Below are 25,226 nucleotides of genomic sequence, written 5' to 3' on the forward strand. Positions count from 1 at the left end.
CATGGCCGAGGAATCGCTCGGCTCCTTCGTGGAGTCGGTATGCGGCGAGGGTCATCTCCGGGTCGAGGACGACCTCGGGGATGGCTTCGTCCGCCTTCGGAGCTCCGAGGCGGAGCGCCGTCAGGCGGCCCAGGACATCCGCTGCACCGAGGACATCGTCATCGAGATGCTGCGCAACTCCCGCGACGCCGGCGCGCGCAACATCTTCCTGGCCGTGCAGCGCGAGGACACGGCCCGCTCCCTCGTCGTCGTCGACGACGGATCCGGCATCCCGGCCGCCCTCCACGGGCGCGTCTTCGAGCCGCGCGTCACGTCGAAGCTCGACACGGCGCGCATGGACAAGTGGGGGATGCACGGCCGCGGCATGGCCCTCTACTCCATCGCCGTGAACGCCGAGGAGGCGCGCGTGGCCTCGTCGGCGCCGGGCTTGGGCTCGGCCATCGCCGTCACCACCGACCTCACCCGCCTCGGCGAGAAGACCGACCAGTCCACCTTCCCCGTCTTCGAGGCCACCGACGCCGGCTCCCAGGCCATGCGCGGCCCGAAGAACATCCTGCGCACGGCGGCCGAGTTCGCCCTGGAGCACCGCCACGACTGCAGCGTCTACTGCGGCTCGTTCACCGAGGTGGCCGCCACCCTCTACGCCTTCGGTATGGCCACCACCTCGGCCGCGGCCCGCGCCTTCTGCGAGGACGCCCGCGCGCTGCCCGCGTCCAAGCGCCTGGCCGCCGCCGCCGACCCCGCCGTCCTGGCCGAGCTGGCCGCTGACATGGGGCTCTCGCTCTCCGAGCGCAGTGCGCGGCGCGTCATGGACGGCCAGATCGCGCCTCTGCCCTCGCTCATGGACCGCCTGCGCGCCGAGAGCTTCTCCCGCGCGCCGGTCCGCAAGGCCAAGCAGCCGCGGCGCCCCTCCCGCGACGCCCGCGGCCTGGTGCTCGCCGAGGCCGACGTCGCCGAGCTGCGCGAGGAGGTCGGCCGCCTCTTCTCCGAGCTGGCCGGCCGCTACTACCTGGACGCCTCGGTCGAGCCGGAGGTGCGCGTCGCCTCCGACGCCATCCGCATCACCATCCCCGTCGAGAAGCTGCGCTAGGGCGCCGCGCGGCGGGCCGGCCCGGTTGCGCCGTGAGGGGATTACCGGTAAAATGACCGGCAGTCTAACGGTTCGCCCCGTTGCGGGTCATCACGCCGTGAAACGCACCACCGAACGAACGACAAACGAAGCGCACGACAAGGAACAGCACGTGTCTACCACAGACCCCAAGCCGGAGATCGGCTGCCTGAAAGTATCCTCGAAGTCCTCTCCCGCCTCGGTGGCGGGCGCCATCGCCGGCATGATCAAGGACGGCGTGGCCGTCGAGATCCAGGCCGTCGGCGCCGGCGCCGTGAACCAGGCGGTCAAGGCCATCGCCATCTCCCGCGGGTTCCTCTCGCCCATCGGCATCGAGATCGTGTGCGTGCCCTCCTTCGCCGACATCGTCATCGACGGCGAGTACCGCACCGCCATCCGCTTCGCGGTGGAGCCCCGCTACCTGCGCGGAACCGTCGACGGGGGAGAGGCGCGCTAGAGCCTCCCGCCGCCGCCCACCCCAACCCCTAAGGACGCCATGACCCCCACCTTCGACCGGATGACCTTCTGCATCCACACCTTCGGCTGCCAGATGAACAAGCACGACTCCGAGCGCATCGCCGGCATGCTCGAGGGCCTCGGCGCCACGATGGTCGACGCCGTCGAGGACGCCGACATCGTCGTGTTCATGACCTGCTGCGTGCGCGAGGCCGCCGACACGCGCCTCTACGGCCAGGTCGCCTCCCTCAAGAACGTGCCGCTGCGCGCCGGCTCGCCGCTTCCCAAGCGCATCGTCGCCGTGGGCGGCTGCATCGGCCAGCGCGACGGCGAGAAGCTCACCGAGCAGCTGCCGCACCTCGACGTGGTGTTCGGCACCCACAACCTGGGGTCGCTGCCGGGCCTGCTCGCCCAGGCCGTGGCCGACGGCGCGCACCACGTGGAGGTCCTGGAATCGTCGAGCGACTTCCCGACGGAGCTGCCGACGGCCCGTGAGCACTCCTGGGCGGCCTGGCTGCCCATCACCGTGGGCTGCGACAACTTCTGCTCCTACTGCATCGTGCCCTACGTGCGCGGCCGCGAGAAGTCGCGCGCCCTCGAGGACATCGAGCGCGAGGCCCGCGGCTACGTGGAGGCCGGCGTGCGCGAGATCACGCTGCTCGGCCAGAACGTCAACTCCTACGGCCGCGACCTCTACGGCGAGCCGCGCTTCGTCGACGTGCTCGACGCCGTGGACGCCACGGGCATCGAGCGGCTGCGCTTCGCCACGAGCCACCCCAAGGACCTCACCGACGAGGTGATCGCGCGCTTCGGCAGCCTGCGCTCGCTCATGCCGGCGCTGCACCTGCCGGCCCAGTCGGGATCCGACCGCATCCTGGCGGCCATGAACCGCCGCTACACCCGCGAGCACTACCTGGGCCTCATCGCGAAGCTGCGCCGCGCGTGCCCCGACATCGCCCTGTCGACCGACCTCATCGTCGGGTTCCCCGGCGAGACCGAGGAGGACTTCCTGCAGACGCTCTCGCTGGTGCGCGAGGTGGGCTACGGCCAGGTGTTCACCTTCATCTACTCCAAGCGCGAGGGGACGCCGGCGGCGAAGATGGCCGACGACACGCCGCGCGAGGTGATCCAGGAGCGCTTCGACCGCTTGGTCGAGGCCGTGCAGGAGGGCGCCTGGCAGGCGAACCAGGCCGAGCTGGGGCGCGTGGTCCCGGTGCTCGTCGAGGGCACCTCCAAGCGCGACGCGGCCATGCTCACGGGTAAGAGCCCCAAGAACCAGACCGTCCACGCGCCGCTGCCCGCGGGGCTCGACGCGGCTGGCCTAGTGGGGACCGTCGTGGACGTGCGCGTGGACGAGGCCCGCACGTGGTACCTGGCCGGCACGGTGGAGGGGGCGCCGCGCCCGTGAGGCCCGTCGTCTGCGTGGTGGGGCCGACGGCCTCGGGCAAGACCGCCGTCGCGCAGGAGATCGCGCTCGCCCTCGGAGGCGAGGTGGTCAGCGCCGACTCCATGCAGGTCTACCGCGGCATGGACATCGGCACGGGGAAGATCCCGCCCTCCGAGCGGCGGGTGCCCCACCACGGGCTCGACCTGGTCGACCCCGGCGAGCCCTATTCCGCGGCCCTGTTCCAGCCCTACGCGCGCGGCTGCTTCGCCGCCATCGAGGGGCGCGGCGGCTGGCCCGTCCTGGCCGGCGGCACCGGCCTCTACGTGCGCGCCGCCATCGACGACTACGACTTCCCGGCAGGCGAGCAGGTGGGAAACCCCGTCCGCGACGAGTGCATGGCCTTCGCCGAGGCCCACGGCGCCCAGGCCCTGTGGGAGCGCCTGCGCGCGGCCGACCCCGAGAGCGCCGCAGTGGTCCACCCCCACAACGTCCGGCGCGTCGCCCGCGCCCTCGAGCTTCTGGCCGAGGGCGGCTCCTATGCCGAGCAGAAGCGCAACCTGGCGACGCTTCCCCAGGCCGTGCCCGCCGTCCAGGTGGGGCTCGCCGTCGATCCCGGCCAGCTGCGCGCGCGCATCGACGCGCGGGTGGACGCCATGGTCGAGGCGGGCCTGGTCGACGAGGTTAAAGGTTTGTTAAACGGGGGCTTCAGGGCCGGGGTCACCGCGCCCCAGGCCATAGGATATAAGGAGATCGTCGACGCCCTGGAGGGGCGCTGCACCCTGGCCGAGGCCGTGGAGGCCGTCAAGGCGGCCACACGGCGCTACGCCAAGCGCCAGCGCAGCTGGTTTCGCCGCGACGCCCGCATCCGCTGGGTGGACGCGGGATCCGGCGACGCCGCCGCCATCGCGCGGGAGGCGCTCGCGGCCCTGGGCGACGACCTGCACGCGTAAGCGCCGCCGGCCCCGCCCGCGACGCGGGAACGAGGGAGGCGCCCTATGGAGATCGAGTTCGCCAAGCTGCACGGGCTCGGCAACGACTTCGTGATGATAGACGACCGGGCGGGAGAGCTCGCGCTCTCGCCCGACGAGGTGCGCGCGCTGTGCGACCGGCACTTCGGCATCGGCGCCGACGGCGTCATCCTCGTGCGGCCGCCGGTGGGGGAGGGGCATGCCGGCTACATGCACTACGTGAACGCCGACGGAACCCTGGCCCAGATGTGCGGCAACGGCGTGCGCTGCTTCGCGAAGTTCCTGGTGGATCGCGGCATCGCGCCGTCGGGCCCCGAGGGCGGCGAGCTGGTGGCCGACACCCTGGCCGGCCCGCGCCCCATCGCCTTCACCGTGGACGGGGAGGGCCTGCTCGCCGAGGCCACGGTGGACATGGGCGAGCCGGTGCTCGACCCGGCCGCGGTGCCGGTGGGCGCGGCCCCCGATGCGACGTCACCCGAGGGCGCGCCCTACGTCGGCGAGCTCGTCCTCGACACGCCCTGGGCGCCGCTCACGTTCTGCTGCGTGTCGATGGGCAACCCCCACGCCGTGTGCTTCATCGACGACTTCGACGCGCTTCCCGACGCGCTGTTCCCCGACTCGCTCGACAAGCGGCTCGCCACCCTCGACGTGGACGCCGTGGGCGCCTTCGTCGAGGCGCACCCCGCCTTCCCCGAGAAGACGAACGTGGAGTTCGCCCACGCGGGGGACGATGCCATCGCCATGCGCGTCTTCGAGCGCGGCTGCGGCGAGACGCTCGCCTGCGGCACCGGCGCCTGCGCGACGGCCGTGGCCGCCAGCCTCACGGGCCGGGCCGGACGCACGTCCACGGTGCGCCTGCGCGGGGGCGACCTGCGCATCCGCTGGGACGATGACGGCCACGTGCGCATGACCGGCCCCGCCGCCCAGTCCTTCTCCGGCACCGTCACCATCGACCGCGCCCGGTAAGCCGCCCGCGCCGGCCGCGCGGGGGCGCAGCCGGCAGTCCCGCCCCGAGAGAGGAGCCCGCCCATGAGAACCGCCGCCTGCCTCGATGAGATGGCGCCCTACCTGTTCGCCCAGATCGACGCCAAGCGCGATGCCCTGCGCGCCCAGGGCATCGACGTGATATCGCTCGGCATCGGAGATCCCGACCTGCCGACGCCGCCCCACATCGTCGACGCCATGGCCGAGGCCATCCGCAAGCCGGCCAACCACCAGTACCCCGACTACGCCGGCTCGCCCGCTTTCCGCCGCGCCTGCGCCGCCTACATGGCCGACCGGTTCGGCGTCGAGCTGGACCCGGATGCCGAGGTGCTCGCGCTCATCGGGTCGAAGGAGGGCATCGCGCATCTGCACACCGCCTTCGTCGACCCCGGCGACTACGTGCTCGCCCCCTCCATCGGCTACCCGGTGTACTCGGGCGGCGCCACGCTGCAGTCCGCGCGCACCTGGTTCATGCCCATGCGGGCCGAGGACGGCTTCCTCGCCGACTTCGAGGCGACGCCGCCCGAGGTGCTCGAGCGTGCGAAGATCCTCTTCCTCGGCTACCCGAACAACCCCACCGGCGCCTGCGCGCCCGTCGAGTACCTCGACCGCGCCATCGCCTTCTGCCTCGAGCACGACCTGCTGCTGGCCTACGACAACGCCTACGTCGACATCTGCTTCGACGGGTACCGCGCGCCCTCGATCCTCGAGCGGCCGCGCGCCCGGGAGTGCTGCATCGAGTTCTTCAGCCTGTCGAAGTCCTACAACATGACCGGCTGGCGCATCGCGTTCGCCTGCGGCAACGCCCAGGCCGTGGCCGCGCTCGGCACGGTGAAGAACAACCTGGACTCCGGCCAGTTCACCGCCATCCAGGAGGCGGCGGCCGTGGCGCTCACCGGCCCGCAGGACTGCGTGGACGAGATGTGCGCGCTCTACCAGCGCCGGCGCGACCTGGTGGTCGACGCCCTGCGCGCCATCGGGCTGGAGTGCGAGGCGCCCCGGGCCACCATCTACGTGTGGGCGCGCGTGCCCGACGGCGACACCTCGGCGTCCTTCGCCGAGCGGCTGCTGGAGCGGGCCCACGTCATCGTCACCCCCGGCAGCGGCTACGGGCCCGACGGCGAGGGCTACGTGCGCATCTCGCTCACGACGCCCGACGAGCGCCTGGTGGAGGCGGTGCGCCGCATCAAGGAGGCCATGTAGGCGCGGCCGGGCAGGGGATTCTATGCTATGATGGGCGGCGCGCGATCCTGCGCGCGCCTTCTTTCTAAGAGTAGGGAGATTCCATCATGCGCAGCATGTTCGTGATCTAGCGGCGACAGGGCCGAAGGACACCGACAGAGCCTGATCCGCGGGATCGCGGGCGCGCCGACGGGCGGCCCCGCGTGGTCGCGGCGTTGATGAGAGGAATCCCCATGACTGAATTCGAATCCGTGATAGAGCGCGGCCCCCAGACCCTGGCCGAGGAGCGCCGCGAGCGCGCCATCCTGGTGGGCGTCGACCGCCCGGGGCTCAAGTGGCCCCTCGCGTCGTCGCTGGCCGAGCTGGAGCGGCTGGCCGACACGGCCGGCGCCGAGACCGTGGCCGTGACCACCCAGAGGCTCGACGCGCCCAACCCCCGCACCTTCGTGGGCTCGGGCAAGGCCGACCAGATCGCCGAGCTGGCCCGCGCCCACAGCGCCGATCTGGTCATCTTCGACGATGAGCTCACGCCCTCACAGCAGTCGAACCTGGAGAAGGCGGTGGGCCGCGACGTGAAGGTCATCGACCGCACGGCGCTCATCCTCGACATCTTCGCCCTGCACGCCACCTCCAAGGAGGGGCGCCTGCAGGTGCGCCTGGCCCAGAACCAGTACCTGCTCCCGCGCCTGCGCGGCATGTGGGCGCACCTGGCGTCCAACCGCATGGGCGGCGGCGTCGGGTCGCGCTTCGGCGAGGGCGAGAGCCAGCTGGAGGTCGACCGCCGCATGGTGCGCAAGCGCATCACGTCCATCAAGCGCGAGCTGGCGCACCTGGCCGAGGTGCGCGCCGTCCAGCGCGAGGGCCGCTACGCGAGCGGCATGTTCAAGGTGGCCCTGGCCGGCTACACCAACGCGGGGAAGTCGAGCCTCATCAACCGCCTGACCGGGGCGGACGTGCTGAGCTACGACAAGCTCTTCGCCACCCTCGACTCCACCACGCGCAAGTTCGAGCTGCCCGAGGGGCGCGAGATCACCGGCACCGATACGGTCGGCTTCATCCAGAAGCTGCCGACGACCCTGGTGGAAGCGTTCAAGTCGACACTCGACGAGATAACGGGCGCCGACCTGGTGCTGCACGTGGTGGACGCGTCGTCGCCCGAGTACGAGGGGCAGATCGAGGCCGTGCGGGAGGTGCTCGACCAGATCGGCGCCCAGGACATCCCGTGCCTCGAGGTGTTCAACAAGGTCGATTTGCTCGACGACGAGGCGCGCGGGGCGCTCGCGCGGCGCCATCCGCTGGCGCTCGCCGTGTCGGCGGCGACGGGGGAGGGGATCGACGGGCTGGTGGCCCGCATCGCCCAGGCTGCCGCGGCGGCCGATGAGCACCTCGAGGTGCTCATCCCCTACCAGCGCGGCGACCTGGTGTCGCTGGCCCACGAGCGCTGCCACATCGTCTCCGAGGCCCACGAGGAGGCCGGCACCCGCCTCGTCCTGCTGGCAGGCCCCGCCTACGCCCCCACCTTCGCGCCCTTCACGGCAGGGGAGTAGCGCCGCCTCGTCCCAGGACATGCGGTGGGGGAGCGATACGCCTGACGCCCTCGCGCACGCGGCAACGATGCCGTGCGTTGGCAGCATGAACGTGGATGGGGGAGGGATGGCGCTGCTCCATCCGGTGATGTTGCTGGGGTTCCGGCAACGCGAACGCGAGAGGGGGAGGGCGTAGCGCTACCCCCCACTCTCTCCTAGAAAACGCGGTGGGGGAGCGGCCGATGCCGGCGCTCCCCCACCGCGTGTTTGCTCTTCGTTTCCCGCCTTCGCTCCTCGCGTGCTCAAAGCGGCGCGCGCGGCGTCCCTAGAGGCGGCGGAAGACGGCGACCACCTTGCCTGCGATGGAGCAGTCGGTGGTGATGATGGGCTCCATGGAGGAGTTCTCCGGCTGGAGCCGGATGTGGTCGGACTCCTTGAAGAAGCGCTTCACCGTGGCGCCGTCGTCGATGATGGCCACCACGATGTCGCCGTTATTGGCGACGGGCTGCTCCTTGACCACGACGTAGTCGCCGTCGTTGATGCCGGCCTCGATCATGGACTCACCGCGGACGGAGAGCAGGAAGGACGGCGAGTCGCCGACGATGTCGGTGGGCAGCGTGATGGTGTCGGTGATGTTCTCCTCGGCGAGGATGGGGGAGCCGGCGGCCACGTTGCCGACGAGCGGCACGTTCACCACCTTGCTGAAGGTGGGGGAGACCACGTCGGAGGCGTCGTCGTCGCGGTCGAGGTGGTAGGTGAGGGCGATGGAGCGGGACTTGAGCGGGTCGCGCTTGATGTAGCCCTTCTCCTCGAGCGCCTTGAGGTGGACGTGCACCGTGGAGGGCGACGAGAGTCCCAGGGTCTCGCAGACCTCGCGCACCGTGGGGCCGTAGCCCTTCTCGCGAATGCAGTCCTCGATGCAGTCAAGCACCGCCTGCTGGCGCTTCGTGACTTTCTGGGCCATGGTCCCTTCCTTTCGCTATGCAAGAACAAATGTTTTAATTTGTTGTTGACATGAACTTTTGTTCGTCATATTATAGCAACGAACAAAGGTTCTACGCAAGAGCTGGGAGGAAGAAAAATGAGGAATTGCGAAAAGATCTACCCCGTGATCGGCTCCTCGGCGCTGAAGCCCGCGTCCTGCCCGAGGGCCCACGGCGCGCGCATCATCGGCTTCCCGGCGACGCGGACGGCCGATATCCGGCCAGTCGAGGCCCAGGGCCCGACGACGCTCACGCGCGCCCAGTCAGCCGTCCTCTTCGCCGCCGGCTGCGCCATAGCGCTCGGCTCGCTGCTCATGACCCTCTAGCCAATCCCGAGACCGCCCCGTTGCTGCGTTCGCGGGCGGCACGACCGCGCCTGCGCGGGTCCGTCAGCCGGCGGCCCGCGCAGGCGTCACCAAGTGAGGGCGCCGTCGGCGGCCCTGGTCGGCGAATCGGCGCCTCCTGGGCGACGATCTTCCCTCGGCGCGATTCCATGGGGTATCATGGCCGGGTGAACCTGCGTTATTAAGGAGTGCCATGCTCTGTCCTGCCTGCGGCCACCCCGAGTCCAAGGTGGTCGATTCCCGTCCCGCCGATGATGGCGCCGCCATCCGACGCCGCCGGGAGTGCCTGTCCTGCGGTCACCGCTTCACCACCTACGAGCGCCGGGGCGAGAACCCGGTCATCGTCATCAAGTCCGACGGGTCGTCGGAGGCCTTCGACCGGCAGAAGCTCATGAGGGGCCTCCTCAGCGCCTGCGCGAAGCGCCCGGTGACGCCGCACCAGATGGAGAGTCTCATCAACGGCATCGAGAACGACCTGAGCGCCTCGCCGCGGGGGGAGATACGCTCCAAGGACCTCGGCGACATGGTGATGGCGCGGCTCGCCCCGCTCGACGACGTGGCCTACATCCGCTTCATGAGCGTCTACAAGGACTTCCAGAGCGTCGAGGAGTTCGCCGAGGCGCTCAACGACATCTCGTGAGGCCTCTCCCCCATGGCTCTTCCCGTCCCTATACAAATGTTCGATTCTTCGAGCGAGCCGCCGAGCTACGCCCACGAGGGTGACGCGGGACTCGACCTGCGTGCCGTCGAGGCGGTCACGCTCGGGCCCCTGGAGCGGGCGCTCGTGTCCTGCGGGTTTGCGCTGGCCATCCCAGACGGCTACGCCGGCCTGGTCATCCCGCGCAGCGGCTTGGCGGCCAAGCACGGCATCACCGTCGTGAACGCCCCGGGGCTCATCGACAGCGGGTATCGCGGCGAGGTGAAGGTCATCCTCATGAACCTCGATCCGTCCGACCCCTTCGAGGTCCAGCCCGGCGACCGCATCGCCCAGCTGATGATCGTCGCCGCGCCGAAGGTGGATCTCGTGCCCGTCGCCTCGCTGGACGTCACCGAGCGCGGCCAGGGCGGCTTCGGCAGCAGCGGGGTCAGCTCCTAGGGCGCGTTATCCTACGATCTGGCCTCAAACCCGTGCGGCCTCGGTGTAATTCGGACGAAGCGGGTCCACGTATCGGTCGGAGATGGTATATTTGCCCGTCAAGGCCTTCGGAAACCCTCATTTCCATGAGTATTTACCCATGGAGGGGCAAAATAGGGCCTTAGAACGGCTCTCAGAGCCTCGTTTGTAAAACCGCAGGTCAGAAGGCCTGTTTTTTCAGCGAAAGCAGGGAATGATGAGCGAGACGCCGAATCGGGCCCCCAAGACGCCCTATGACGAGCCCCGAAGGCCCGCGAGCCTCGGCCAGCTCAAGTCCGCCCAGACCCTCGTCACGGTGGCGACCATCGCCGGGCCCGTGTCGCTGCTCATCGGCGGCGTCGTCCTGAGCACGGTCGGCCTGGTATGCGCCATCTTGGCGGTGGTCAAGGCGCGCCGCGCGCTCGCGGAGGGGCTGGAGCCGGGTCTCAAGGTGTACGCGTCGCGCATCCAGCGCTCGGGCATCCTGAGCGTCATCATCTGCGCGCTGGCCCTCGTGCTGAACGCCATAGCGCTCGCCACGGTGCTGCCGGCCATGATGCAGGCGCTCCAGACCGGCGACCTGTCGTCGCTCTACGATGCAGCCGGCATCCAGGGCCAGCAGCCCGACGCCTCAGCACCCAAGGACTCGATCTGGGGCTAAGGGCAACGCCAGGACCCCGAAGCTGCCGCCAAACCCAAAACCCCAGATCACCCAGCGAAACCCAAGGCCCGCCAAGTCGTCCCTCTTTTGCGTATCCAAATAAATATCTGATAATATATGTTATGTAAACTAATGAAGAACTGAAGCGAACCGCCCGTCGGTAGCAAGCGGCTACTGGGAAGGCAGGTCGGGCTCGTCTTCCCACACGATCGGCGCGCTGTCTTTTGGGAAGGCCCTGTCGTTCACCATCTCCGAGGGGCTCTCGTAGAGGTGTATTCCCCCGATGCGGAGGCGAAGCCTTCTTGCCCGGGAGATCAGCGTGCCCCCGAATGCCTCCATGATATGGGTGAGCCGAGGCTCGCAGGAGTATATGTCGCAATCATAGGTCTGATACTCGCGCCGCTCCCTTCGCTTGGCGTCGAAGCTCCGCGGCCGAAGGTACACCCTGTTTATCCGGCTGATGACCTCTTCGGTCTTTTCTCCAAACGTCAGGAAGAAGGCCCTCTTCAAGGTCATCAGGTCTTCCTGCTTCTCGTTCAAGTGGTAGAGGCTGACTATGGGAGGGCAGGTTTCCCCGCTGCCCTTGGCCGCATCATAGGCCCAGGCTGCCGACGCGGCCATCGCGCCGGCAAGCTTCTTCGCCAGGCCCGGATCCTCGACCGCGCCGATCGCGTCCTTGAAGGTCTGCTCGCTAATGGGCTCGGGGGCCTTCGGATCCTCGCTCTCTTGAACGCCCGGGAACAGCATGCCGTCGATTATCTCCACCGACTCTTGAAAGGGGTGCCGCGTCTTCATGTCGAACTTCGATGGGAGAAGCCGCAGCTCGTCGAAGTGGATTCCCTCATTTGCCAAGGCGAGCTTGAGCAGGCCCTGCCGGGCGTCGACGTCGCCGCGGATCAAGCTGTCGTCAATGCAGATGGTGCAGATGGCCCAATGCTGGTCCCGGTACTTCTTCTTCACCGGCGCGGTGTCCGTGGTGATGTAGAAGGCGTTTATATGGGCGAGAACATAATGGGCCGCGAACTCGTCCTCCTTCCACACCTTCTTCACGGCGCGCTCAAGCGCCGAATAATAGCCGGAGACCCTGAGCTTCTTCGCAAGCTCGGGGTTCGCCTGGGCAAGATAGTTCGAGATCTCGACATCGATGCGGCCCACGATCCAGCCTCTCCTTCCCGTCGGCGCGCTCACAGGCGCAGGAAGGCCAGCAGGCCCTCGCAGCCGTCGCAGACGTCGTCCCAGGTGGCCTGGAAGTCGCCGGTGTACCAGGGGTCGGCGATGTCGCGCTCGCTGCCGGCGTACTCCAGCAGCCGGTGCACCTTGCCCGCGGGATCGCCACCGAACAGACGTTCCATGTTGCGCACGTTGGCGTCGTCCATGCCGATGAGGAGGTCCCACGCGTCGTAGTCGTCGGCTCGCAGGCGCCGGGCGCGCTTCCCCTCGCAGGAGATGCCGTGGGCCGCCAGCATCCGGCGCGTGCCGGGGTGCACGGGGTTGCCCAGCTCCTCGGAGCTCGTGGCGGCGGACTCCACGACCAGGCGGCCGGCCACGCCGCGGCGCTCGGCCATCTCGCGCAGGACGAACTCAGCCATGGGCGAGCGGCAGATGTTGCCGTGGCAGACGAAGAGCACGCGGATGGGGCGCTGGTGGGGGCTAGGCAAGGCCCGCCCCCAGGTCGTAGGCCTGCTGGAGCCCGGGGTTGCCGGCGATGGCGCCCTCCTCGTAGACGGCCTTCACCACCACCTCGCCGATGCTCTCCTGGCCGCAGTACGCGGTGTTCACGCGGTACACGTCCAAGAGCGGCTCGGCGCGCGCGGCGTCCTTGTCCTCGAAGCACAGCAGAAGCCCCGTTTGCTTGACGCCGAAGGGCTTGGCGATGCCGCAGAACATGCGGTCCTGGAAGGCGCGCAGCTGCGCCGGGTAGTTGTAGCAGTACAGCGGTGTGGCCCACACGATAACGTCGGCCGCGCGCAGGAGCGGGTAGAAGTCCTGCATGTCGTCCTTCTGGCAGCACTCCCCCTCGTGGCTGAAGCAGTACTCGCAGGCCAGGCAGCCGCCGATGCGGGCACGGCCGGCCTCGATGCGCGTGACCTCGTGGCCGGCCGCCTCGGCGCCGCGGGTGAACTCGTCGGCGAGCATCGCCGAGTTGCCGTTCAGGCGCGGGCTGCCGTGCACCACCAGGATCTTCTTTCCCATCGTCCTCTCCCCTCTTCCGGGTCTCTCGCTTGGGGCTATTATACCCGCGCCCTAGGGCGCGAGGTCGAGCAGGCGGCCGTAGAGCTCGTTGCCGCAGAGCCAGCCGCGGTCGGTGGGCTGCCAGCGGCCCTCGGCGCGGCGCACGAGCCCGGCCGCCTCGAGCTCGCGAAAGGCGTCCGGCGTCTCGGGGATGAGGGCGGCCGCGCGGGCCACGAGCGCGTCGTCCACGCCGTCGGCCAGGCGCATCCCCAGCATGAGGTCCTCGGCGGCCATCTGGCGCGGGTCGAGGTCGTCGGTCACCTGCCCGTCGGTCACGCGCATGCGCCGCTCGGCGTTCTGCGTCATGGTGGCCGCCGCCCGGCCGAGCCCCAGGTAGGGCACGCCGGTCCAGTAGGCGATGTTGTGGCGGCACGCGAAGCCGGGCCGCGCGTAGCTCGCCACCTCGTAGCGCCGGAAGCCCGCGGACTCCAGCACGTCGCGGGCGATCTCCATGTGGCGGGCCTCGACGTCGTCGTCGGGCTCGGGCATCTGGCCGCGCAGGATGGCGCGGTCGAACGCGGTGCCCGGCTCGATCGAGAGCGGGTAGACGCTCACGTGCGCCACGCCGAGGGCCACCGCCTCGCGCACGGTCGCCTCGAGGGAGGCGTCGGACTGGCCGGGGATGCCGCACATGAGGTCCACCGACACGTTCTCGAAGCGCTCCTGGGCCGTGGCGACGGCCCGGCGCGCGCCGTCGGCGTCGTGGGCGCGGCCGAGCACGCGCAGCACGGCGTCGTCGAGGGACTGCACGCCGATGGACAGCCGGTTCACGCCGAGGGCCCAGATGTCGCGCACGAGCCGCCCGTCCAGGCTCTCGGGGTTCGCCTCCATGGTGCACTCCACGTCCGGCTCGAGCCGCATCGACAGCGACAGGGCGTAAAGCAGGCTCGACAGGCGCCGCGCGCCCACGAAGCTGGGGGTGCCCCCGCCCAGGTAGACCGTCTCGATGCCGGCGAGCTCGCCTTCGCGGGCCTTACGGCGGATCTGGAGCACCATATCATCGACGTACTCGTCGATGGCCGGCGAGTCGCGCGCGACGGCGCTCGTGGCGAAGTCGCAGTAGCCGCAGCGCCGCACGCAGAACGGCAGGTGCAGGTAGAGCGCCCTATAGGGATCGTGCGGCATCTCCGCCTCCCCTCCCCTCGTCCGGCGCCCCCGCCGCGCAGGCCGCCTGTGCGCCCGCATCGTGCGCGGCGGCGATGGCCAGCAGGTCGTCGAAGACGGCGTCGAAGTCCTCGGGCGCGGTGCAGTAGTTGAGGCGCCCGCGCGCCGCGGCCGCCCCGGGCAGCCCCGCCAGGTACCACATGGCGTGCTTGCGCATGCGCACGATGTTGCGCCCCTCGCGCTGCTCGAGCAGGCGTGCGTGGCGCCGCGCCATCGCGATGCGCTCGGCCACGGTGGGCGCCGCCGGCTCCTCCTCGCCGGAAAGCGCGGCCCTCACCTGGGAGAACAGCCATGGGTTGCCCTCGGCGCCCCGGGCGATCATCACCGCGTCGCAGCCGGTCTCGGCCGCCATGCGCGCGGCGTCGGCCCCGCGGCGGACATCGCCGTTGCCCACGACGGGCATGGCCACGGCCGCGCGCACGCGCGCGATGGCGCCCCAGTCGGCGCTGCCGCGGTAGAGCTGGAGCGCGTAGCGGCCGTGCACGGCGCAGCCGTCGGCGCCCGCGGCCTCCATGCGGCGCGCGAACTCCGGCGCCGTCTCGTCGCCCTCGGCCCAGCCGCGCCGGAACTTCACCGTCACCGGGTGCACCACGGCGCCCTTGACGGCCGCCACGATGGCCGCGGCCAGCTCGGGCTCGCGCATGAGCGCGCTGCCGTCGCCCTTGGAGACGATCTTGCGCGCCGGGCAGCCCATGTTCACGTCGAGATAGGCGAGCGCATCTCCCATCTCGTCCTCTATCCACGCGGCCTCGCGCGCCATCACGGCGGGCTCGTGGCCGAACAGCTGCACGGCCACCCGGTCCTCCCCCGGCGCGAGCGCCAGCAGGTGCCGCGTCTTCTCGTTGGCGAACGACAGCCCCTTGGCCGACACCATCTCGGTGAACGCCATGTCGGCCCCCTGCTCGCGGCAGAGCGCCCTGAAGGCCACGTCGGTCACCCCCGCCATGGGCGCCAGCAGCACCCGGTACCCGAAGATCCCCCTCATAGCCGTCCCCTCCCTCCGCGCAGCGCGCCGAGCACCTGGCGGTGCCAGGTGGCGGCTGCCGCATCGGCGTTCTCCTCGAGGATCTCGCCTGCTGCCAGCAGGGCGACGTGGGTGAGCAGGGCCGTGTTGTCGAACAGGCTGAGCTCGTCGCAGAGCGGTGCGGCGGCGATGAGGTTGGCGATCGAGCGCCGCCAGCGCTCCTCGACGACATCCGGGTCGACGAAGTGGCCGCCGATGGCCGCCCGGTGGGCGATGCGCTCGTTGGCGATGCGGGGGCTCTCGACGCCGACGTAGTGCATGGCCACGCGGTATCCCCGCTCGCGGGCGAGTCGGATGGTGCGCAGCGGCGAGTGTCCGCAGAGCGTCGTCTCCTGGTTGAAGGACCGCCGTGCGGCGAGATGGCCGCGGATGAGGGCCACCGCCTCCCGCCCCGCCCTCAGCTGGGCGCGCGGGTCGGCCGAGTCCCAGCCGCGGGCGACGAGGATCTCGTCGGAGTTGACGCGGGGAAGGTCGGCCGGCACGGCGGGGCCGCGCCACAGCCCCGATCGGTACAGCGTCGACTTGCCCGCGCCGTTCACCCCGGCGAACACCAGGTAGAGGGGGCGATCCGCCATCAGAAGACGCCCTCCTCGATGAGCGTGCGCTGGCGTTCCTGCAAGAAGAAGCTGGAGACGGCCATGTAGAAGCGCGCCTCCTCCGGCGTGCGGGCGGCGCGCACGGTGGCGGCGTCGAACGAGCCGGCCAGCTGCTCGCGGCAGCCGTCGAAGAGGCGGTGGAGCGCATCGGCGTCGGGAGCCGCCGTGTCCCGCGGCGCCTCCCTCCCCCGCCGCGGCCGGCCGGCGCGAGCCCCCTCGCGCACGCGGGCGCCGACCGAGGCCTCGTCCACGACCCAGGTGCGGCCGATCTTCCCGCCCCTCAGACGGCCGGCCTCGAGCAGCGCACGCACGCGGGCCGGCGTCACGCCGAGCCGCTTGGCAGCCTCAGCGGTGCTGATCATGGGAAGCCTCCGATCCATTGCGTGATAAAAATATTTTGCAAACGCAATAATAAATGAAACGCGAGGGGCCGGCAAGGGCAGCCGCCGTCTCCTCCCCTACCGGGCCAGCTGGGGGCCGAGGATGGGGGGTCTACGCCCCCAGGGCGCCGAGGATGCCGGTGAAGGCGAAGGCGATGAGCGCCAGCGCGGCGGCCACCGCGGCGACGAGCCCGCAGCCGAGCGCGGGCGAGGTCTTGGCGCGCTCGAGGTCGGCCGCGGCCTTGCCCTCGTCGAAGGCGTCGTCGAGCCAGCTGCCCTCCTCGGCGCGCGGGGCGTCGGCGGCGCCCTCGTCGCGCGCGTCCCGGCCGTGGCGGCCGCTCCGCGCGGGGCGCGCCTGGGAGAGGGCCTCCTCCTCCCAGGGATCAGCCCCGGGTCCGTCGTGCCGGACGTGGCGCGCCACGGCTACTCGTCCACCTTGAGGATGGCCATGAACGCCTCCTGGGGCACCTCGACGTTGCCGATGGCCTTCATCCGCTTCTTGCCGGCCTTCTGCTTCTCCAGGAGCTTGCGCTTGCGCGTGATGTCGCCGCCGTAGCACTTGGCCAGCACGTCCTTGCGCTTGGCCTTCACCGTCTGGCGCGCGAGCACGCGCCCGCCGATGGCCGCCTGGATGGGCACCTCGAACATCTGACGCGGGATGATCTCCTTCAGCTTGTCGCAGAGCACGCGCCCGCGGTCGTAGGCCTTGTCCTTGTGGACGATGAACGACAGGGCGTCGATGGGCTTGCCGGACAGCAGGATATCGAGCTTGACCAGGGACGACGGCTTGTAGCCCAGAAACTCGTAGTCGAGGGAGGCGTAGCCTTTCGTGTTGGACTTGAGCTTGTCGAAGAAGTCCATGATGAGCTCGGAGAGCGGGATCTCCCACAGCATCTCCACCGTGGTGGGCGAGAGGTAGTTCATGGTGACGAAGGTGCCGCGGCGCGCCACGGTGAGGTCCATCACGGCGCCCACGTAGTCGGGCGGGATGAGCACCTTGGCCTTGAGGTAGGGCTCCTCCACGCGCTCGATGGAGCCGGGGTCGGGCATCTCCTGAGGCGAGTGGAGCGAGACCATGTCGCCCCCCTTGAGGTAGACGTGGTACTCCACCGACGGCGCCGTGGCCAGGAGGTCGAGGCCGAACTCGCGCTCGAGGCGCTCCTTGACCACCTCCATGTGGAGCAGGCCGAGGAAGCCCACGCGGAAGCCGAAGCCGAGCGCGTGGGAGGTCTCGGGCTCCCAGACGAGCGCCGGGTCGTTGAGCGAGAGCTTCTCGAGCGCCTCCTTGAGCGGCTCGTACTGGTCGCCCTCGATGGGGAACAGGCCCGTGAACACCATGGGCTTGGCCTCGCGGTAGCCCGGCAGCGGCTCGTCCACGCCGCCCGTGGCGCTCGTGATGGTGTCGCCCACCTTCACGAGAGACACGTCCTTCAGGCCCGTGACCAGGTAGCCCACCTCGCCGGTGTTGAGCGAGGGCAGGGCGCACTCGGCGGGGCGCCGCGCGCCCACCTCCTCCACCAGCGCCTCGGTGCCGGTGGCCATCATGCGGATGCGGTCGCCCTTCGCAAGGGCGCCGTCCACCACGCGGATGAGGGCCACCACGCCGCGGTAGGCGTCGAAGTAGCTGTCGAAGATGAGCGCGCGCAGGGGCGCCTCGGCGTCGCCTACGGGCGCGGGGATGTTGTAGACGACGGCCTCGAGCAGGTCGTGCACGCCCTCGCCCGTCTTGCCCGACGCGAGCACCGCGTCGTCGGCGGGGATGGCCAGGCCGTCCTCGATCTCCTGCTTGACGCGCTCGGGCTCGGCGGCGGGCAGGTCGATCTTGTTGATGAGCGGGATGATCTCCAGATCGGCGTTCATGGCCAGCATCGCGTTGGCCACCGTCTGCGCCTCGACGCCCTGGGTGGCGTCCACCACCAGCACCGCGCCGTCGCAGGCGGCGAGGCTGCGGGACACCTCGTAGGTGAAGTCCACGTGGCCGGGCGTGTCGATGAGGTTGAGCTGGTACTCCTGCCCGTCGTCGGCCGTGTACATGACGCGGACCGCCTGGCTCTTGATGGTGATGCCGCGCTCGCGCTCGATGTCCATGGAGTCCAGCAGCTGCTCCTGCATGTCGCGCTTGGCCACCGTCCCCGTGAGCTCCAGGATGCGGTCGGACAGCGTCGACTTCCCGTGGTCGATGTGGGCGATGATGGAGAAGTTGCGGATGTGGCTGAGGTCGGTCATGGCTTCTTTCCGTGGCGTAGCGGGCGGGCTTTGTGGACGTATCGCGGGGAATCGCGCCTTCCGGATAAATTTCCTTTGCGCATTGCCGCAGGTCTTTGGTATTCTATCGCATTGTGTATCCAGCGATACGTACGCGCGGTGATTCTACCGCCAAATCTGCAGACGAGGCTGCGCTCATGGATGACGTTCGCTGGCGGCCCCGGGGCCTGGCCCCGCCGCGGCCGAGGGAACGGAGAAATCCCGCCCGTCCCCCATCTCGCACGATTGCCTTGGCGGCCTGCCCGCCGGCGCGTCCGTGTCGTTGGATACCGCATGAGGGATACCGGACGAACGCGAGAAAGGCAACCATCCCATGGCTAACATCAAGTCCCAGAAGAAGCGCATCATCACCAACGAGAAGCGCCGCATGCGCAACCGCATGGTGAAGTCCGAGCTGAAGACCGCCGTCCGCCGCGTCAAGGACGCCGTGGCCGAGGGCGACGGCAAGGCCGCCTACGCCGCCGCCTGCGCCGCGTGCCGCCTGATGGACAAGGCCGCCAGCAAGGGCGTCATCCACAAGAACCAGGCCGCCAACCGCAAGAGCGGCATCATGGCGCTCGCCAACTCCGTCGTGACGGCCGAGGACATCGCCGCCTACGAGAAGGCCGCCCCGAAGGCCCAGAAGACCGGCTCCAAGAAGGCCGAGGCCAAGGCCGCCCGCAAGGCCGCCATGGCCGAGGCGTCCGCCGAGAAGGCCAAGCGCCGCGAGAAGCAGCTCAAGGAGGAGAAGAAGGCCGCCGAGCGCAAGGCGAAGGAGGCCGAGGCGGCCGCCAAGGCCGAGGCTGAGGCCGCTGCCGCCGAGGCGGAGGCCGAGGCTGCCGAGGGCGATGCCGAGGAGGCTGCGGCCGAGTAGCGTGCCGCGCCGCATGTACCTGCCTGATGAGAGGGGCCCGCGCCGATGCGCGGGCCCCTCTTGCGCTTGCTAGGAGGCGGGCCGCCTCACGGTCGCGATGACCCAGTCGAGGAAGGCGGCCTCGGCGTCGGCGCCGCCCTTCATGGCCCGCTCGGCGTCGCGGGCCGACGCCAGCGCGGCGCGCAGCTCGGCGGCCGACCAGCGCCGGGCCCAGCCCGCGTGGCCCTTCACGCGCCAGTCGGGCAGCTTGAGCGCCTTGGCGAGGCCGGCGGTGCCGCTGCCGCGGCGCGCCATGGCCTGGGCGCAGATGAGCTCGCGCAGCCTCGTCACGCACATCGCGATGAGCGCGTGGGGCGAGGCGGACTCCATGCGCGACAGCACGTCAAGGCAGGCCCGCAGGTCGCGGGCGGCGAAGGCGTCGGTGAGCTCCCAGGGCTTCGCCTCGGCCGTGCGGGCGGTGAGGGCGCCCACCTCGGCGTCGTCCACCGCGCCCGTGCCGCGATGCGCCAGCGCGATCTTGCGGATCTCGTTGTCGAGGTGGACGGTGTCCTCCCCCACCAGCTCGATGAGGCGGACGGCGGCGCGGTCGGTGAAGGTGACGCCGTGGGTGACGGCCATGGCCCGCACCTTGCGCGGCAGCTCCACGCGCTTGGGCGGCGCGCAGTCGATGACGGCGGTCTTGCCGAGGGCCGCCACGGCCTTGTAGAGCCGGGTGTTCTTGGCCAGCTTCTCGGCCTCGAGCGCGAGCACGGTGGTGGGGCTCGGCGCGGCCAGGTAGGCGACGAGGGCCTCGGAGTCGGCCTTCTTGAGCTTCTCGGCGTTGCGCACGTAGACGAGCCGCGCGTCGCTCGCGAAGGGCATGGTGTTGCAGGCGGTGACGATGTCGGCGCCTGCGGCCGCATCGCCGTCCAGGTCCTCGGAGTTGAACTCCAAGTCCCCCAGGGCGGCGATGCGCTGGCGCAGGCGGCCGAGCACCGCCTGGCGCTTGAGGGCGTCCTCGCCCACCACCAGGTAGGCGGGCAGGAGCGCGTCGCTTTTCGTTGAGGTAGCCATGGGCGCTATTCTACCCGAGTTTCGCCGGCGGGGCGCTGGGAGTCGACGCGCAGGCGGCCGGCGTCGAACGTGACGGCCACGTCCCCGGACTCGTCGGTGCGAAAGACGGCGGCTCCCGCCGCCTCAAGCGCGGCGAGGGGCTCGGGGCGCGGGTGGCCGTAGCGGTTTCCCTCCCCCACGCTCACGAGCGCGACGGCCGGGGCGAGGCGGCAGGCGAGCTCCCCATCGAGTGAGGCGGCCGAGCCGTGGTGGCCCACCTTGAGCACGTCGACGGCGCCGATGGCGCCGCCGTCGGCCATCGCGCGCAGCTGGTCGGCCTCGGCGTCGCCGGTGAGCAGGGCCGTGAAGCGCCCCGCCCCCTCGCCCGCCGCGGCCGCAAGGCACAGGCTGTCGCCGTTGCCGCCCTCGTCGGCGAAGGCGCGGGGCCACGCCACGCGCAGGGCGAAGGCACCCAGGGACAGCTCGTCGCCCGCCGCAAGGCCCGCGACCGCATCTGCCCCGACCAGCGCCGCCGCGTCGTCGCGCAGGCGAGCGCAGGAGGCGCAGGGGCACGTGAGCGCGTCGGCCGCCACCAGCACGTGCCCCACCTCCATCGCCTGGCCGAGGATCCCAAGCGAGCCGCAGTGGTCGTCGTCGCCGTGGGTGACGGCCACCGCGTCGAGGCGCCAGACGCCCTGGCGCGCGAGGGCGCGCAGCAGCAGGCGGTCCTGGTTGCCCGTGTCCACGAGCAGCGCGGCGCCGCGGCTGCGCACGAGGATGGCGTCGCCCTGCCCCACGTCGAGCATGACGATCTGGGTGGGCGCGGCGAGGGGCGCGAGGGCCAGCGCGAGGGCCGTCGTGGCCGCCAGGGCGCCCCCGCCGGCGAGCAGCGCCCCAAGGCGCGGGCGCGGCCAGGTGCGGTAGAGCAGCGCGACGGCCGCGGCGGAGAACGCGACCATGGGCAGGACGGGCGCGTCGACGGGCACGCAGCCGCCGGGGACGGAGGCCAGGGCGCCCACGGCCGCGGCGAGGGGGCGGGTGGACGCGGCGCCCAGGGCCACGGCCGCGGGGGCCGCCCCGGGCAGCGCGACGGCCGCGGCGGCGCTGAGAAGGCTCCCCAGGCAGGCGAGGGTGAACAGGGGCGCCGCGATGACGTTGGCCGGCAGGGAGACGAGGGGCAGCTGGGCGAAGAGGGCCGTGGCGTAGGGCTGGGTGGCCGCCGCCGAGGCGACGGTGAGCGCCGCCGGGTCGCCCAGGGCGCGCCGCAGGGCGGCCGGCAGGGGCGCGAGCCAGGACGCGACGAGGCCGGCGAGCAGGATGATGCCGAGGGTGGACCCGGCCGACAGGGCGAAGGAGGCCGAGAGCGCCGTCAGGGGGTCGAGCGCCGGGAAGGCGACGAGGCAGGCCCCGAGGGCCGCGAGCGCAGCGGGCCGCCGGCGCGCGAGGAGGGCCCCGGCCGACGAGGCCGCCATGAGCCCGGCCCGCAGGGCCGAGACGGGGAGGCCGGAGAACACGAGGTAGCCGCCGACGAGGGCCGCGAGCGCGGTCTGCCGCGCCGGGCGGGGCAGGCGCAGGGCGCGCAGGGCCCCCTCGGCGCAGAGCGCCACGAGGGTGAGGTGCGCGCCCGAGACCGCCACCAGGTGGGCGAGCCCGCAGGCCTGCCACGCGCCGTAGCCGCCCTGCTCGTCGAGCGGGGCGCGGTAGCCGCAGGCGAGCGCCTGCATGAGCGGGGCCGCCTCGCCGCCGTGCTCGCCGAGGGCCCCGATGGCGGCGCGACGCAAGGCGCGCACGGGCGCGAGCGGGCCCTCGGCCGGCAGCAGGTCCCATGACGCCACGGTCGTCCGCGCGCCGATCCCGCGCTGCCAGGAATAGCCGCCCGCGTCCTCGCCCACGGGCCTGAGCGTCGCGCGCGCCTCGAGGGCGTCCCCAGCGAGCAAGCCCGCGCCGTCCTCGGGAAGCGCGAGGCTCACGGTGACGCCGCGCCCGGCCCCGTCATCGGCCCGTGCCAGCGCCCGCCAGCCGCGGTCGGCGGGGCGGGCGTCCTCGACGAGCTCGAGGCGCCAGGTGCCCCAGGACGGCTCCGCGAGCATCTGCGCCTGCACGCCGATGGCCCCGGCAAGTCCGCAGAGGACGCCGAGCGCCACGCCCAGCCCGAGGCAGGCCGCCGGCCGCGCCCCGCAGCGCAGCCAGAGCACCAGGACAGCGGCCACGAGGGCGAGCGCGCCGCCCGCGAGCCACGGCAGGGCCTCGGCGTCGAGGCGGGCCGCGCCGGCGTAGGCGCCCGCCGTCCCCGCCCATACGCCCAGACCGAGCAGGAGCAGGGGCGGTAGGCTCGGACGCACCGCCGACGCGGCGGGGGCGGGGGCCCTGCGGGCACGGCGCCTTCCCACGAGCCGGCCGCGCGCCGCCTCGCGGGCGCGTCCGGCGCGGCTCGCCAGCGACGTCATACGCAGACCGCGTCGCGCAGGGCGGCGAGCTTGCGCTCCCCTATCCCCGACACGCGCGTGAGCTCGTCGACGGTGGCGAAGGGGCCGTTGGCCTCGCGGTCGGCGATGATCTTGGCCGCCGTCGCCTCGCCGATGCCGTTGAGCGTCGTGAGCTCGGCGGCGCCGGCCGTGTTGAGGTTGACGCGCGCCGCCGCGCCGCCCGCGCCCGGTGCGGCGGCTCCCGGAGACGCTGCCGGCGCCGCGGCCGCCTCCTCGACGGTGGGCACCACCACCTGCTCGCCGTCAACGACGACGCGGGCGCGGTTCACGGCGTCGGGCGCCGCGTCGGCGACGAGGCCCCCGGCGGCGGCCAGCGCGTCGTCGACGCGCGAGCCCTCGGGCACGGCGTAGACGCCCGGGGAGGCCACGGCGCCGCCGACGTGGACGTAGGCGAGGGCGGGCTCGGGCGGCCCCTCCTCCGCATTGGCGGGCGCCTCCTCGGCCGCGGGCGCGTCGGCGGCGCGGCGCACCTCGAGCTGGGCCGGGGCGAACGCGCCGCTCGCCGCCACGAGGGCGCACGCCGTCACCGCGAGCGCCGCCAGCAGCACGCCGATCGCCGCGGGAAGGCGCGCGCCCTCCAGGTGGAGCCTCGAGCGGAGCCCCACCGCCTCGTCTTGGAACGCCATCAGGTCCGCCTCTCACTCGGGTACGCGTCCGCCCGAGCATAGGCGCCCCCGATGGCCGGCGCGCGCCGCGCGGGCGCTCCCACGGCACCTGCCCCGCGTCGCCACGCTCCCGTCCCCGCGGCGCGGGAGCGCGCGGGCGCCCCTCGCCCCGGCGCCGGCGGATGACGCGAGGGCGCCCCGAGCGTCCCGCCCCGGCAGTCCGCGGGCACCTCGCTCGCCCCGCCCCGGCGCCTCGGGAGCGCCGCGCACGCCCGCCCCAGCGACCTGCGGGCGGCACGCAGGCGGCGCCCCCCCGCCCTCGGCCCCAAACGCAAAGGGAGCCGCCCGCAGGCGGCTCCCTGTCGGCGTCTCAGCCTCGGCCCCTACTCCCCCTTGGGCTCCCGCGGGGGCTTGTAGGCGGGGCAGGCGTAGTCGTGCGGCTCGGCCGCGGCGGCGAGCTCGGCCACCCAGCGCTCGACGGGCAGCGCCGCCTCGGCGGCCTCCACGTCCTCGATGCGCGCGTGGGTCTCGGGGGAGCGCGGCATGAACAACGTGCAGCAGTCCGGCGCGTCCATCGACGATATCTCGAAGGTGCCCAGCTCCTGGGCCTGCTCGATGATCTCCAGCTTGTCGTTGCCGATGAGCGGCCGGAACACCGGCATCGACACGGCGGCGTCGGTGGCGCGGATGTTCTCGAGGGTCTGGGACGCCACCTGCCCCAGGCTCTCGCCGGTCACGAGCGCGCCGGCCCGCTCGCGGGCGGCGATGCGCTCGGCCACCCGGAACATGAGGCGCCGGTACAGGATGATGCGCAGAGACGGCGGGGCCAGAAGCGATATCTCGCGCTGGCAGTCGCCGAAGGGCACGACGTAGACGCGCCCGATGCAGCCCGTCTTCTCGAGCACGCGTGCGATGTCGTCCACCAGGTACTCCGAGGCGTCCGAGGTCTGCGGCCGCCCGGAGAAGTGAACCCCCACGGGCACGGCGCCGCGCCGGGCCATGCGCCACAGCGCCACCGGCGAGTCGATGCCCGAGGACAGGAGGCACGCCACGCGGCCGGACGAGCCGACGGGCAGCCCGCCGATGCCGCGCACCGAGCGCGCGTAGACGTAGGCGGCGCTCTGGACGACCTCGACCCCCACGGTGACGTCGGGGTTCTTCATGATGACCCGCTTGTCGGGATGCGCCGCGCACAGGATGGCGCCCACCTCGCGGTTCATCTGCATGGAGTCGACGGGGAAGTCGGTGTGGTTGCGGCGGGCGTGCACCTTGAAGCTGGCGAACTCCCCCGCCTCGGAAAGCGCCAGAAGCGCCGCCTCGCCCATCTGGGCCAGGTCGCGCTCGCACTTGAAGCCGCAGGAGACGCGCGCCACGCCCGGCACGCCGACGATGGCGTCGGCGCAGGCCAGCGCCACGTCGCGCTCGGTGCCCTCGCGGAGGAACACGCACAGGCGCCCGGCGATGCGGTGGATGGTGACCAGGGGGTAGGCGGAAAGAAGCGCCTCCAGGTTTCTCAGGAGGCGCTTCTCGAAGATGCTGCGGTTGTGGCCCTTCAGCCCGATCTCGTGGTAGTGGACCAGGATGACGCGCTGGAACTCCGCCATGGGCCTAGTGGTTCTTGACGTCGATGGACTCCGGGTTGAAGGAGACCTCGCCGCGGGCCACCTCGGAAAACGCCATGGACAGCGGCTTCTTGTCGGCCGCGCGGGCGATCTCGACGGCGGTCTGCAGCTGGATGGCGCGGTCGCGCTGGCCGCGCATCATGTCGTTGATGTCGTGGGCGCGCTTGGACGCCAGGGCGCACAGCAGGAAGCGGTCGTTGTCGGTCTCGCCCAGAAGGACGTCGATCTTGGGTTCGATGATGCTCATGGGTTGG

The 25,226-nt window shown here is 71.5% G+C and carries 27 protein-coding genes; 12 read left to right on the plus strand and 15 right to left on the minus strand.

From position 1 onward, the window contains the following. The first annotated feature begins 1 nt into the window (after nucleotide 1). The 7 genes from LPT13_RS06240 (at nucleotide 2) to hflX (ending at nucleotide 7,632) form a co-directional block, all read left to right on the plus strand. Nucleotides 2–1,090 (plus strand): ATP-binding protein, encoded by a 1,089-nt coding sequence (locus LPT13_RS06240; RefSeq protein WP_242164695.1) that lies wholly within the window; start codon nucleotides 2–4, stop codon nucleotides 1,088–1,090. A gap of 151 nt (nucleotides 1,091–1,241) precedes the next feature. Then, on the plus strand, nucleotides 1,242–1,565 hold the full coding sequence (locus LPT13_RS06245; protein WP_430622564.1) for a stage V sporulation protein S: 324 nt from the start codon (nucleotides 1,242–1,244) through the stop codon (nucleotides 1,563–1,565). 39 nt (nucleotides 1,566–1,604) lie between these two features. Beyond that, entirely contained in the window at nucleotides 1,605–2,972 is a 1,368-nt protein-coding gene (gene miaB, locus LPT13_RS06250) for a tRNA (N6-isopentenyl adenosine(37)-C2)-methylthiotransferase MiaB (protein ID WP_242164696.1), read from the plus strand. After that, on the plus strand, nucleotides 2,969–3,901 hold the full coding sequence (miaA, locus tag LPT13_RS06255; RefSeq protein WP_242164697.1) for a tRNA (adenosine(37)-N6)-dimethylallyltransferase MiaA: 933 nt from the start codon (nucleotides 2,969–2,971) through the stop codon (nucleotides 3,899–3,901). Before miaB ends, miaA begins: the two co-directional genes overlap by 4 nt. Before the next feature lie 45 nt (nucleotides 3,902–3,946). Continuing rightward, entirely contained in the window at nucleotides 3,947–4,885 is a 939-nt protein-coding gene (gene dapF / locus LPT13_RS06260) for a diaminopimelate epimerase (protein WP_242164698.1), read from the plus strand. Between the two features lie 63 nt (nucleotides 4,886–4,948). Further along, nucleotides 4,949–6,106, plus strand: a complete 1,158-nt coding sequence (locus tag LPT13_RS06265) for an LL-diaminopimelate aminotransferase (protein ID WP_242164699.1) — start codon at nucleotides 4,949–4,951, stop codon at nucleotides 6,104–6,106. Nucleotides 6,107–6,318: 212 nt separating this feature from the next. Then, nucleotides 6,319–7,632 carry a GTPase HflX gene (gene hflX / locus LPT13_RS06270; protein WP_242164700.1) on the plus strand — a complete coding sequence of 438 codons (1,314 nt, stop codon included), beginning with the start codon at nucleotides 6,319–6,321 and terminating at the stop codon, nucleotides 7,630–7,632. Between the two features lie 304 nt (nucleotides 7,633–7,936). Here hflX and lexA read toward each other — a convergent pair whose 3' ends face one another. Continuing rightward, nucleotides 7,937–8,575, minus strand: a complete 639-nt coding sequence (lexA, locus tag LPT13_RS06275; protein WP_242164701.1) for a transcriptional repressor LexA — start codon at nucleotides 8,573–8,575, stop codon at nucleotides 7,937–7,939. A gap of 117 nt (nucleotides 8,576–8,692) precedes the next feature. Between lexA and LPT13_RS06280 the strand changes: the two genes are divergently transcribed. The 4 genes from LPT13_RS06280 to LPT13_RS06295 all read left to right on the plus strand — a co-directional run bounded on the left by LPT13_RS06280 (nucleotide 8,693) and on the right by LPT13_RS06295 (nucleotide 10,713). Further along, nucleotides 8,693–8,920, plus strand: coding sequence for a hypothetical protein (locus LPT13_RS06280; RefSeq protein WP_242164702.1), 228 nt, complete (start codon nucleotides 8,693–8,695; stop codon nucleotides 8,918–8,920). Between the two features lie 211 nt (nucleotides 8,921–9,131). Further along, nucleotides 9,132–9,578 carry a transcriptional regulator NrdR gene (nrdR, locus tag LPT13_RS06285; protein WP_242164703.1) on the plus strand — a complete coding sequence of 149 codons (447 nt, stop codon included), beginning with the start codon at nucleotides 9,132–9,134 and terminating at the stop codon, nucleotides 9,576–9,578. Between the two features lie 12 nt (nucleotides 9,579–9,590). Then, nucleotides 9,591–10,034: a dUTP diphosphatase gene (gene dut, locus LPT13_RS06290; protein WP_242164705.1), complete on the plus strand. Its 444-nt coding sequence runs from the start codon at nucleotides 9,591–9,593 to the stop codon at nucleotides 10,032–10,034. 232 nt (nucleotides 10,035–10,266) lie between these two features. After that, nucleotides 10,267–10,713: a hypothetical protein gene (locus tag LPT13_RS06295; RefSeq protein ID WP_242164707.1), complete on the plus strand. Its 447-nt coding sequence runs from the start codon at nucleotides 10,267–10,269 to the stop codon at nucleotides 10,711–10,713. Between the two features lie 171 nt (nucleotides 10,714–10,884). Here the strand turns inward: LPT13_RS06295 and LPT13_RS06300 are convergent, their stop codons facing one another. The 9 genes from LPT13_RS06300 to lepA all read right to left on the minus strand — a co-directional run bounded on the left by LPT13_RS06300 (nucleotide 10,885) and on the right by lepA (nucleotide 18,335). Continuing rightward, nucleotides 10,885–11,868 carry a hypothetical protein gene (locus tag LPT13_RS06300; RefSeq protein ID WP_242164709.1) on the minus strand — a complete coding sequence of 328 codons (984 nt, stop codon included), beginning with the start codon at nucleotides 11,866–11,868 and terminating at the stop codon, nucleotides 10,885–10,887. Between the two features lie 29 nt (nucleotides 11,869–11,897). Further along, nucleotides 11,898–12,371 carry a low molecular weight protein-tyrosine-phosphatase gene (locus LPT13_RS06305; RefSeq protein WP_242164711.1) on the minus strand — a complete coding sequence of 158 codons (474 nt, stop codon included), beginning with the start codon at nucleotides 12,369–12,371 and terminating at the stop codon, nucleotides 11,898–11,900. Continuing rightward, on the minus strand, nucleotides 12,364–12,906 hold the full coding sequence (locus LPT13_RS06310; protein WP_242164713.1) for a flavodoxin family protein: 543 nt from the start codon (nucleotides 12,904–12,906) through the stop codon (nucleotides 12,364–12,366). Before LPT13_RS06310 ends, LPT13_RS06305 begins: the two co-directional genes overlap by 8 nt. 51 nt (nucleotides 12,907–12,957) lie before the next feature. Further along, nucleotides 12,958–14,070: a radical SAM family heme chaperone HemW gene (gene hemW, locus LPT13_RS06315; protein WP_242164716.1), complete on the minus strand. Its 1,113-nt coding sequence runs from the start codon at nucleotides 14,068–14,070 to the stop codon at nucleotides 12,958–12,960. Further along, nucleotides 14,051–15,094, minus strand: coding sequence for a tRNA dihydrouridine synthase DusB (gene dusB, locus LPT13_RS06320; protein WP_242164719.1), 1,044 nt, complete (start codon nucleotides 15,092–15,094; stop codon nucleotides 14,051–14,053). The genes hemW and dusB overlap by 20 nt, the downstream gene beginning before the upstream one ends. Continuing rightward, complete coding sequence (locus LPT13_RS06325) at nucleotides 15,091–15,708, minus strand: ATPase (protein WP_242164721.1); 618 nt, start codon at nucleotides 15,706–15,708, stop codon at nucleotides 15,091–15,093. The genes dusB and LPT13_RS06325 overlap by 4 nt, the downstream gene beginning before the upstream one ends. Beyond that, nucleotides 15,708–16,091 carry a helix-turn-helix domain-containing protein gene (locus LPT13_RS06330; protein WP_242164723.1) on the minus strand — a complete coding sequence of 128 codons (384 nt, stop codon included), beginning with the start codon at nucleotides 16,089–16,091 and terminating at the stop codon, nucleotides 15,708–15,710. Before LPT13_RS06330 ends, LPT13_RS06325 begins: the two co-directional genes overlap by 1 nt. A gap of 130 nt (nucleotides 16,092–16,221) precedes the next feature. Continuing rightward, complete coding sequence (locus tag LPT13_RS06335; protein WP_242164725.1) at nucleotides 16,222–16,530, minus strand: hypothetical protein; 309 nt, start codon at nucleotides 16,528–16,530, stop codon at nucleotides 16,222–16,224. 2 nt (nucleotides 16,531–16,532) lie between these two features. Beyond that, nucleotides 16,533–18,335 carry a translation elongation factor 4 gene (gene lepA / locus LPT13_RS06340; RefSeq protein ID WP_242164727.1) on the minus strand — a complete coding sequence of 601 codons (1,803 nt, stop codon included), beginning with the start codon at nucleotides 18,333–18,335 and terminating at the stop codon, nucleotides 16,533–16,535. A 352-nt stretch (nucleotides 18,336–18,687) separates the two neighbouring features. Between lepA and rpsT the strand changes: the two genes are divergently transcribed. After that, nucleotides 18,688–19,227: a 30S ribosomal protein S20 gene (gene rpsT / locus LPT13_RS06345; RefSeq protein WP_242164729.1), complete on the plus strand. Its 540-nt coding sequence runs from the start codon at nucleotides 18,688–18,690 to the stop codon at nucleotides 19,225–19,227. A 69-nt stretch (nucleotides 19,228–19,296) separates the two neighbouring features. Here rpsT and holA read toward each other — a convergent pair whose 3' ends face one another. The 5 genes from holA to LPT13_RS06370 form a co-directional block, all read right to left on the minus strand. Beyond that, a complete protein-coding gene (gene holA / locus LPT13_RS06350; protein ID WP_242164731.1) occupies nucleotides 19,297–20,280 on the minus strand; it encodes a DNA polymerase III subunit delta in 984 nt (327 codons plus the stop codon). 5 nt (nucleotides 20,281–20,285) lie between these two features. Further along, nucleotides 20,286–22,706 carry a DNA internalization-related competence protein ComEC/Rec2 gene (locus LPT13_RS06355; RefSeq protein WP_242164733.1) on the minus strand — a complete coding sequence of 807 codons (2,421 nt, stop codon included), beginning with the start codon at nucleotides 22,704–22,706 and terminating at the stop codon, nucleotides 20,286–20,288. Then, nucleotides 22,703–23,371 (minus strand): ComEA family DNA-binding protein, encoded by a 669-nt coding sequence (locus tag LPT13_RS06360; RefSeq protein ID WP_242164735.1) that lies wholly within the window; start codon nucleotides 23,369–23,371, stop codon nucleotides 22,703–22,705. Before LPT13_RS06360 ends, LPT13_RS06355 begins: the two co-directional genes overlap by 4 nt. Nucleotides 23,372–23,733: 362 nt before the next feature. After that, nucleotides 23,734–24,954 carry a tRNA uracil 4-sulfurtransferase ThiI gene (gene thiI / locus LPT13_RS06365; protein ID WP_242164737.1) on the minus strand — a complete coding sequence of 407 codons (1,221 nt, stop codon included), beginning with the start codon at nucleotides 24,952–24,954 and terminating at the stop codon, nucleotides 23,734–23,736. 4 nt (nucleotides 24,955–24,958) lie between these two features. Further along, nucleotides 24,959–25,219 (minus strand): DNA-directed RNA polymerase subunit omega, encoded by a 261-nt coding sequence (locus LPT13_RS06370; protein WP_242164739.1) that lies wholly within the window; start codon nucleotides 25,217–25,219, stop codon nucleotides 24,959–24,961. Nucleotides 25,220–25,226: the final 7 nt, after the last annotated feature.

The organism is Adlercreutzia faecimuris (assembly GCF_022669055.1).
Lineage (GTDB): Bacteria > Actinomycetota > Coriobacteriia > Coriobacteriales > Eggerthellaceae > Enterorhabdus > Enterorhabdus faecimuris.